Origin of the sequence: Paenibacillus sp. AR247 (assembly GCF_002968895.1) — a bacterium.
In the GTDB taxonomy this organism is placed as follows: domain Bacteria; phylum Bacillota; class Bacilli; order Paenibacillales; family Paenibacillaceae; genus Paenibacillus_AQ; species Paenibacillus_AQ favisporus.
The window spans coordinates 932,617-942,582 of record NZ_PCZT01000009.1 but is presented as its reverse complement, the minus strand read 5'-3'; the positions used below and the strand labels follow the sequence as shown (position 1 = coordinate 942,582).

Sequence of the window (9,966 nt, the reverse complement as noted above, 5' to 3'; positions counted from 1 at the left end):
TACGCACGGCCGGCAGGCGAGTGGAAAGGGAAGGAGATCCAAGCTTCCTACAGTGAGCACATCATGCTGCGCGCAAAGATTCCGGCCGCTGAATATGAAGAGATGGCGGCAGGCTGGAATCCTTCATCTTTTGACGCGCTGAAGTGGGTGCGTACCGCCAAAAGGGCCGGTTTGAAATATATCATTTTCACGGCCAAGCATCATGACGGATTCGCCATGTATGATTCGCATGTGTCCAATTACTCCATCGTCCAGCATGCGGCCTTTCGAAGAGATCCGCTCCGGGAATTGGCGGAAGCATGCGAGCAGGAAGAAATGGTGCTGGGTATTTACTACTCACACGCCATGGACTGGCATGATCCCGATTCCCAGGGGAACACCTGGGACTACCCCGGCAATATCGGTGCTTATGACGACGTGGAGAGCTGGGTGCACGATCCGGATAAGCGAAGCCGCTTCGAACGCTATCTGAATAATAAATCGATACCTCAGGTTCGCGAGCTGCTGACGGATTACGGGAAGGTCGGCCTGATGTGGTTCGACTGCGGCGGCAAGCTGACCCGCGAGCAGGGGGAGCAGTTTCTGGACGCCGTATACTCGCTTCAGCCGGACTGCCTGGTGAACAGCCGGGTGTGGAAGGCTCCCCTCGGGGATTACTCCAACACGTCCGACAATCAGCTGACCACGCGGACTTTGCGCCAGGATTGGGAGAACATCATCACGCTAAACGATTCATGGGGGTACAAAAAATCGGATCATAACTGGAAATCTCCCGCATCGATCATCCGGCAGATGATCGATGTCATCAGCAAAAACGGCAATTTGGTCATCAATATCGGACCGACAGAGACGGGAGAGTGGGATCCGGTATCCGAATCGATTTTGCTGGAAATCGGCGGTTGGTTAGATACATACGGAGACAGCATTTACGGGGCGGGGGCATCCCCGACGGCAAAGCCGTCATGGGGCAGGTGCACCGTGAATGGAAACACACTGTATCTGCATGTCTTCGGCCGGCCAACGGACTGGAAGCTGGTCGTTCCCGGCCTGAAGACGGACGTTCTGCGGGCCTATATGCTGGAGGACGGCAGGGAACTGAAATTGACCCGGTTATCGGAACAGGATTTGGAGATTGAACTGCCTGAATCGGTGCTTTCCGAAGTGAACGAATTTTCCAAACCACAAGTGATCGCCATCCTTTGTTCCGGTCCGGTCGATGGCAATCCGGTGGGACTATTGGACTCACGGGCAGGCAGCATCCTTGAATTAGGCGTATTCGATGCCGAAATATCCGGAGCTGGACTGAAGTATGATATCGGGAAAAAGGGCCGTGACAACCTCCTGGATTGGACAGACGAAAGTGCCGAGGCGGTCTGGTCTGTCCGGACCTTGAGGGCCGCAGATTTCGACGTGTGCATCGAATATGGCAGCGGTGACGCCGAGGGTGGAGAAGGCGGGACCTACCTGGTGACCACCGGAGACCAGTCACTGCGTGCTCAGGTGCAGCCGACCGGCGGACCGTATGACTTCCGTGAGTTTTACGTGGGGAAGCTGCGTTTTCCGGAAGCAGGGGAGTATTTAATCCGTCTTCAGGCGGAAAGATTACGGGCCAATATTTAATGCAGCCCAGATGCTTGAAGCTGAGCGTTAGCAGGCGGCGGTTCCTTTTTTCTTCTTAGATATTAGTGAGAGACTTGGCTTCCTTATATCGCAAGAGAAATCGCCGCTTTAAGCGGTCTTCTTAGAATTTACTTCGATCGGTGTTTCTCTTACGTTCTTCTCGTCTGTTTTCCTTTTCGGGAAAAGAGCTTCTTCATTAGGACAACGGCTGCCAAAGCAAGGGGAATCCAGATTTGGAAAACCGGAAAGTCGTACATCAGGTTTCGCGTAAATCCGATCCAGGTATGGTAAATAAAATTGGGCGCAGCAAAAGAAATGGTATAAATAAACGCACCGACGATGACCGTTAATTTTTTGTGGCTCATCTTTACCAGATAGGAAAGGCCGATGACCGCCCCCAAGTAAAAAGCCGTCATTTTCACAAAAATGCCGATATAAATCAGCAAAATAATGACCGGATCGAGCCGTTCGAGGAAATCAGCGATTTCGATCAAGCGGACCGATCTGAGCATGGGGAGGGTGGTAATGCTTAAGATTTGGGGGCTCAATATCGTTAAATTCAACAAGTTGAAAATCAGCAGCAGGATTCCCACGAACAGGTAGGAAAAGATCGACAGCTTGGACAGGTTTTTTTTATTGTTCAAATGCTTCCAAAACGCAAGAAACACGACAACCTCGCCAAACGGGAAGCTGATGACTTTCGGAATGGCTTCCCTGATCACAGGCATGATGCCATGCTCGAGCACGGGTTGCAGCCGCTCCAGATGAATATTTTTAGAGACGATGAACATCAAGAAAATCAGGAAATAGCCCAAGATGGTAAAGGGGAGCAGAAATTCGACGACGCGGAAAAAACTTCTGTTCCCTTGGAAATCGCATAGGCGGACAGCAGAATCATGATCAGCATCAGGAGGGACAGCGGCGTTTTGGGAAGAAAGGAAATGTTGATAATGTCCCCAAACTCCCTGGTGTTTCTCATGGACTCATAGGAAAAATAGAAAATATAAGCGATGGTGACGATAGTTCCCAGAATACGACCCAGATGTTGGTTCAGGATTTCGAAGAGATTGCGGTCCTCGTTCCCCTTTTGGATGAAAAGGTAAACCAGGAGCAGCAGCAGTCCGGCCAGCATCGCGACAATGACGACCAGCCAGGCGTCCTGCTTGGCTCCCACGCCCAATTCGTATAATGGGGTAGTTCCGATCAGAAACAGGATCATCATCGCAATCAGCTCGTATTTGTCTATTTTTTGCAAGTAGGGGCACTCCTTCCGCTAAAATTTTTGGTCTTTGAGCAAGCTGGAGTACGGCTTGGTAATCATGTTCGTATGCTCAATGTTAATCTTGACCTGAACGCGCAGGCTGATATCTTCTACCGGGCGTTTTGATTTCATCAAATTTCTCCAGGTAGAGGGATCTTTGCGGTGTATGGCGTTCATGAAGCCGGCCAGATCGACGTTCATTTCCTGCAGATGGCTCCAGGTTGTCATGACATCATCGCCGACTTGTTTGCTTATCGTACGTTCTATTTCCCGGATAACGCTTGGCTTTTTCAGGTCCAGGTCGCAGCCTGCTTCGTCGATCGCTCCGGTTGCCTGAATCTTGGCGAATATGATCGATTTTCCATGAATGACCTTCGGTTCCAGCTTGGTGGACGATTTCATCACGCGATAGCTGAGCAGCTGTTCTTTTTGGTCTTTTGCGCTGCACGGAAACACGACCATCATGCTGCTTACACGGTCGGAAAGCCACGCTACAGAACTGCTGTCTTTCTGATCAATCCATCCTACCAGCTTGTCCTTACGGAATACGCCCAGCTTTCCGAGCTTAATGACCGCTTCATTTCGCGTCTTTTTCAGCGCGTCGAGAGAGGACTGCTTGGTCAGATCTCCGGATACCTCGAGCTCGGGCGCCATGGCGCTTTCATCCGGGCTGGCTATCATTCTGGCGAAGTCGATGAGCCGCATGTTTTGGACCATGGACAAATTTTTCTGGCTTTGATCGATGATCCGCTGGATGGCGTTGCCGGATATTTTCTCCGAAGGGATGAGCACTTCCAGCAAATTGGAGGCTTTGCCCTTGGTTAAGAGGACGGACATGGTCTCCCTGCTCTCGAACGGACGAAGGAAAAAATCAAGAATTTCTCCGACGCCTTCTTTCCGGGCCACATCTTCACTGAGAATGAGAACAGAGTTATGGGCAAAAAAGAGCTTCCTTGATGTTTCCAGGCTGGCATTCTGCATCGCCTCGGCAATTGAGCGCCCCTTGGTTGAGAAAATGGTCGTCGGAGACTGGCTTCCTGCACTGCCGCCGCCTGTCTGGGTGGCAATCGATTGCGGAATGACGACCTGGAACGAAATCTCCCATTTCCCCTTGTTTCGGTCGATTGACGTCGCAGAAATGATGCTCAGCGTATTCAATTCTTGGCTGTCCCAGCATCCGCCCGTCAGCAGCGCGACCGACAGTAAGAGAAACATAAGGCCCAGTCTCCGGAGCATCTTTTCCACCTCTTCGTTTGATCTGGATGTTCACTGCTCTTGTTCATCATTCGATGGCGATGGTTTTTGGATTGATTTTTGGCGTTTGATGTTTTTTTGCTGATTAGAGTAGGTCGTTTGAGCATAGCCCACCAAGGCACACGCACCAATGCGTCCTTTTGATCGGAAGGAGAAAAGGGCGCCAGCGGGATCAAATACGGGATTCCGAAAGACCGCAGCCCTGACAAATGGATGAGCATCGCCATTAATCCTGCAATGATCCCGAATAATCCCAGCGTAGCTGCAAGCAGCATGAATCCGAAACGAAGCAGCCGAGCCGAATTGGATAAGCTGACCGACGGAGCGACGAAGCCGGCGATGGCGGTAAAAGCCACGATAATAACCATCGCTGCAGATACCAATCCTGCCTGAACCGCCGCTTGTCCAAGCACCAGCGCGCCGACGATCGAAATCGCGGACCCGATCGCCCTTGGCATCCGCACCCCGGCTTCCCGCAAAACTTCGAAAGTGATTTCCATGGCAAGCGCTTCGACAAAGGCCGGAAAGGGGACGCCTTCCCGCTGGGCCGCGAGGCTGATGAGCAGGGTCGTCGGCAGCATCTGCTGATGAAATGTTGTGATCGCGATGTACATCGAGGGCAGGAGCATGGAAAAGACAAATGCGATAATACGCATCAACCGTAGAAACGTCGCGATATCGAATTTTTGGTAATAATCCTCACTGGATTGAAACAGTTTGAAAATCGTAATGGGGGCAATAAGCACAAAGGGACTCCCATCTACGATAATGGCTACTTTTCCTTCCAAAATAGCTCCGGCAATGGCGTCAGGACGTTCTGAATTCGTAAGGGTCGGAAAAGGCGTAAAGGTGGCGTCCTGGATAAATTCCTCGATATATCCGCTCTCCAGAACGCTGTCGATGTCAATCCGGTCGAGCCTTCTTAAAATTTCCTGCACCACGTCATCACTAGCGATACCATGGATGTACATGACGGCTACGTCCGTTTGGGTTACGCGGCCGATCGTTCGGTCAACGATCCATAGATTCGGATTTTTGATTTTGCGGCGGATTAATGACGTATTGACCCGGAGGTTTTCCGTAAAGCCTTCCCTTGGTCCGCGGATGACGGTTTGGGACTGGGGTTCGTCTACACCGCGCTGTTCCCCACCTGCTGAGGATGCTGATATTCCCTTGGCAGTACCGTCTACCAGAATGACTGTATTGCCGGCAAGAATGGCGTCAAACAGTTTCTTCATGGTATCGATGTCCGTGACTTGGCCAATGGCTAAAAACCGGTGTTTGATCCAACCCAGTACTTGTTTTGGCGGGTCCAGCGAACCATCCGCATCGGCCTGGATTTGCGTCAAAGATTTCAAAATGGAATTGTTGATAATCTGCTCATCGGCCAAACCGTCGGTATAGATGACGGCGACATGGACAGGTTTTCCCAGGACCTGGTCCAACCGACGGATTATAATATCAGAACTGTCGCCCGTCATTTCCTTGATCATTTGGACGTTAACATCCAGGTATTTGGAAAGAGGCGTTTCAGGCATATTAAATTCCGATGGCTGCTCGTTTTTGTCATGATTTTGGTTGGAATCACCACTGGAATCTTTTTTGGATTTGAAAAAAGGCCGCATCCTAATCCTCACCTTGAAATTTATATTCTGCTTCATCGTTGCCTTTTTCGGAGGAACTTAAACTAGGGGCATCGATAGAGAATCGCTCTTCAGAACACGTGCCGGAAAAAGCAAAACAGACGGCTGGCGGCCGTCTGTCGCGATTTATAAAGACTGAGGGGAAATCATTACCTTTCGGTGTCCACAACTTGCGGGTCACTGCGCAGCGGGAACCAGCCGGGAATACTCATCATGAGGTTCCACAGCGGTTCGGGAATCGATAATTCCTGCAGGTCGAGAGGGGAGATGGACGTTCGGATCTGTTGTTCACGGCCTTCCAATACCAACTGTACCCAATCCGGTTCCATGATGAGCTCCCGTCCCAGGGCGATGAGCGGGATGCCGGAGGACAGCGCCTCCAGTGCGTCATCGGGCGTGTAAATGCTGCCGACGCCAATAATGGGGATACGCGAGCCGACGCGCTCCTGAAGAATCGCCAATCGTGACCGGCTGTCCTGAATCCCCCTTCGCGGCACGGAACGGAAGCTGGTCAACGATACATGAAGGTAATCGATCCCGGTATCCGACAATGCATCGACGAAAGAGAGGGTATCGGCCATCGTAATACCCGGCGTTCCCGCCTCTTCAGGCGAAAACCGGAAGCCGACCAGGAATGGTTTTTCAGACTCTTTACGAACGGTCCGAAGGACCTCGCGAATAATGGCTAAGGCCAGCGTCATTCTATTCTCCAAGCTCCCTCCATAACGGTCCGTGCGGCGGTTCGTCATCGGGGATAAAAATTGATGCAGCAAATTTCCGTTGCCGCCGTGAATTTCCACCCCGTCAAATCCGGCGTCAACCGCTCTTCGGGCTGCTTCTGCATAAGCATGAATGATGCCTTCCATTTCCTGCTCGGTGAGACTGCGTGGGACGGGGGCTCCTTCCCGATCTTCCGGGATGTTTCCGGCGCTGACGTAATCGCCTGTCTTGGAGCCTTGTCTGCCTGCGTGGAAAATTTGCAGCACGGCCTTGGCTCCGTTTCCCTGGATCGTCGAGGCAAGCCGGCGGAGTCCGGGAATGAGGGTGTCGTTGTCGGCGCCGGGCGCACCAGGCATTCCTCCTTGCTGCAATACATACGTTGCCGCTGTGATGACCATGGCAGCACCATGAGAACGCCGTTTGTAGTATTGAATTTCCTGTTCGGAAATGGAGCCGTCCGCATTGGAACTCATATGGGTCATCGGAGACATCACGATCCGGTTTTTTAAAGAAATGTTGGCTGACGGAAAATGAAATGGATCAAAAAGGGTGGAATACGATTTCTTCATTGGGTGACAACTCCTTCGTAACGATTCTTTTATTGAGCTTGTTATGATTATAAGAGGAGAAGCAACATCCCGTAAGAACGCAAAATCTTTGGATATAATCCAAGTATCTGGACCAACTAACATAAAGTAAGCTTGATTTATCATCATGTTCTGCATATAATGGACATTACAGGTCCATAATAAATGCGCTGTTATGGTTTGCTGCTTGAAAAGGAGGAATCCAGCATGCAATTTTCAAAAAGTACTGCATACGGTTTACACGCCTTGATGCTGCTGGCGAAATCGGAACGGGGCCGCAACGTGGGAATTAAAGAACTGTCCTCATCTCTGGGCGCTTCCGAGAGCTATTTATCCAAAATTATGTCCAAGCTGCGGCAGGATGGGCTTGTTCGCGCAGTTACCGGTGTGAACGGCGGCTATGAGCTTGCCCGGGCCGCCAGTGAAATTACTTTTCTGGACGTGGTTCAGGTTCTCGAAGGACGTCAGCACTTGTACGAATGCTTTCACGGGAGCGACCATCCGCTGCCGTCCCTGGAAGCTGCGGGGGACGAACCGGAAACGCCGGAGTTTGCTTTCGGCGAAGGATGCCCGGTCAAACAAGTGATGGATGCCGCGGAACTGCAGATGAACCGTTATCTTCAGCAGCATACGATCCAATCGGCACTGAACCAGGCGGGCTCATGTGATGCCCATACGGCAAGCAAGAAGTAATAGACTTCTTGCGCATTTATTATGGATAAAAAGGATCTATAAAGGGAGGAATTAAAATGTCAGAAGTATTGTTGGATGCGGTTATTATCGGAGGAGGGCCAGCCGGCATGAGCGCAGCGCTTGCGCTGGGCAGATCAAGACGTTCCGCGGTGGTCATTGACGAAGGCCGCCCACGCAATAGGGTGACCCATGAGATGCATAATTTCCTGTCTCGGGACGGTATCGCTCCTGCGGAGTTTCGGCGGATCGCCAGAGAACAAATCAGTCAGTACCCTGCAATCAAGTTTGTCCAAGGGAAGACGGAATCCGTCGAAGGGAGCGATGGTGACTTCCGGATCCGTACGGTTGATGGAAAGGTGTACCGCAGCAAGAAGCTGTTGTTTGCAACCGGCAAACGAGACCTGCCTCTGGATATTTCCGGGTTGGATGAGGTATACGGAAAAACCGCGTTTGTCTGCCCCTATTGCGACGGCTGGGAACTGCAGGACCAGAAGCTCGTAATGATTGCCAAAGGCGAAGGAGCGATGCATTTATCCAAAGTGCTGATGGGATGGTCTACAGATTTAACGCTATGCACGAACGGTCCGGATGAATTGACTGCGGAGCAGCGCGAAGATTTGGAGCGCCACGGCATTACCGTTAAGGACTCGCCGATTCACAAGATTGAGTCTGAAGAAGGCAACGTAAAGCAGGTTCTCCTGGAGAACGGCGAATCCGTTGCCTGCACCGGGATTTTCTTTGCGCCGAAACTGGCTGCTGCCACTGACCTGCCGCAGTCGCTGGGCTGCGAAGTGTCGGAATCCGGAAGCATTGTGGCCGATCGGATCGGCAAGACCAATATCCCCGGTGTATTCAGTGCCGGAGATGCCGCTTCTGACATGTATCAAGCCATTGCTGCGGCTTCCATGGGCGCGTTGGCAGGCATGGGCATCAATGCCGAACTGTTGGATGAGGCATGGAAATCGGTTCGCTGAATCGCAGCCGATGGATCCATTCTTTTGCCAGGTTTGTGAAATCGGAATTTTTTTGCGAAAAAAGGTTTACGTCAGGCGTAACTTCCGATATTATAAGCGTAATGTAAGAACCGTTAATTTGAAATGCGATGAAGAGAAGAGTAGGTAAAGGAAGCATTTCCCAGAGAGCTCCGTCCGCTGAAAAGGAGCATTGAGTCCTTTATTGAATAAAGCCTCTGAGCAGCACGCCGGAACCCGATGTTCAATTAGAGGATGGTGTGCCAGGAGCTCCTGTTACAGAGCTAGAGTATATGCATCAGTTGACTGATGCCGTACTCGAAGAGGCTAAAATGGCGACATTTTAGCGAATCTGGGGTGGTACCACGAGTATGATATCTCGTCCCTAAGACGGCAGTCTTGGGGGTGGGATTTTTTATTTTTTCGTCATGATCCTGTAAATATCGCTGCTCACAGGCGGATGGGCACACCAATTCAATCGGTTTGAATAGTGTCTAATATACGGTTTAATGAGCCACGCCTGTCACCATAGTATTTGTTTAGCAGACAACTTCTCATACTCTACTTCGAAAGGATTGGAATCACTCATGTCACAAAAACTTAAAGTCGGTATTGTCGGTGGAACCGGCATGGTTGGCCAGCGTTTCGTACAGCTCTTGGATCAGCATCCCTGGTTCCAAGTGACCGCGATTGCGGCAAGCAGCAGTTCCGCCGGTAAAACCTATGAAGAATCGGTGCAGGGAAGATGGAAACTGGCAACGCCGATTCCCGAGGACGTCAAGCAAATTGTCGTTCAGGACGCTTCGAAGGTCGAAGAGGTTGCTTCGGGAGTTGACTTTGTTTTCTGCGCCGTGGATATGAAGAAGGACGAAATCAAAGCGCTTGAAGAAGCGTATGCCAAGACGGATACGCCTGTTATTTCGAACAACTCCGCACACCGGTGGACGCCTGACGTGCCTATGGTGATTCCGGAAATTAATCCAGGCCACATCGGCGTAATTGAAGCGCAAAGACAGCGGCTCGGTACCAAGACCGGGTTTATCGCGGTCAAACCGAACTGCTCGATCCAGAGTTATGTGCCGCAGCTGAACGCGCTGCTTGATTTTAAACCGACTCAGGTGGTTGCGTCGACTTACCAGGCGATCTCCGGCGCAGGCAAAACTTTACGGACTGGCCGGAAATGCTGGATAACGTCATTCCTTACATTGGCGGTGAGG

General features: G+C 51.2%; 7 protein-coding genes, 1 pseudogene and 1 other annotated feature. Of the genes and pseudogenes, 4 read left to right on the top strand and 4 right to left on the bottom strand.

Annotation, left to right across the window (positions count from 1 at the left end):
• A partial coding sequence (locus tag CPT76_RS12450) for an alpha-L-fucosidase (protein ID WP_105443151.1) occupies positions 1 to 1,620 on the top strand: 1,620 nt, incomplete at its 5' end.
• Positions 1,621 to 1,769: 149 nt separating this feature from the next.
• Here the strand turns inward: CPT76_RS12450 and CPT76_RS12445 are convergent.
• From CPT76_RS12445 to CPT76_RS12430, 4 genes and pseudogenes are all read right to left on the bottom strand, one after another.
• Positions 1,770 to 2,839: pseudogene (locus tag CPT76_RS12445) on the bottom strand (GerAB/ArcD/ProY family transporter).
• A gap of 54 nt (positions 2,840 to 2,893) precedes the next feature.
• A complete protein-coding gene (locus tag CPT76_RS12440) occupies positions 2,894 to 4,096 on the bottom strand; it encodes a Ger(x)C family spore germination protein (protein ID WP_258168346.1) in 1,203 nt (400 codons plus the stop codon).
• Positions 4,066 to 5,628, bottom strand: a complete 1,563-nt coding sequence (locus CPT76_RS12435; protein WP_258168345.1) for a spore germination protein — start codon at positions 5,626 to 5,628, stop codon at positions 4,066 to 4,068. The genes CPT76_RS12440 and CPT76_RS12435 overlap by 31 nt, the downstream gene beginning before the upstream one ends.
• A 299-nt stretch (positions 5,629 to 5,927) precedes the next feature.
• Positions 5,928 to 7,067, bottom strand: a complete 1,140-nt coding sequence (locus CPT76_RS12430; protein ID WP_105443149.1) for an NADH-dependent flavin oxidoreductase — start codon at positions 7,065 to 7,067, stop codon at positions 5,928 to 5,930.
• A gap of 225 nt (positions 7,068 to 7,292) precedes the next feature.
• On the opposite strand from CPT76_RS12430, the gene CPT76_RS12425 reads away from it, so the two are divergent.
• From CPT76_RS12425 to CPT76_RS12415, 3 genes are all read left to right on the top strand, one after another.
• On the top strand, positions 7,293 to 7,778 hold the full coding sequence (locus CPT76_RS12425; RefSeq protein ID WP_105443148.1) for an RrF2 family transcriptional regulator: 486 nt from the start codon (positions 7,293 to 7,295) through the stop codon (positions 7,776 to 7,778).
• 56 nt (positions 7,779 to 7,834) lie between these two features.
• Positions 7,835 to 8,752, top strand: coding sequence for an NAD(P)/FAD-dependent oxidoreductase (locus tag CPT76_RS12420; RefSeq protein ID WP_105443147.1), 918 nt, complete (start codon positions 7,835 to 7,837; stop codon positions 8,750 to 8,752).
• A gap of 119 nt (positions 8,753 to 8,871) precedes the next feature.
• Positions 8,872 to 9,139: a binding site (T-box leader), on the top strand.
• A gap of 197 nt (positions 9,140 to 9,336) precedes the next feature.
• Positions 9,337 to 9,966 (top strand): aspartate-semialdehyde dehydrogenase (locus CPT76_RS12415; RefSeq protein WP_258168344.1); only part of this gene is annotated, 630 nt, incomplete at its 3' end.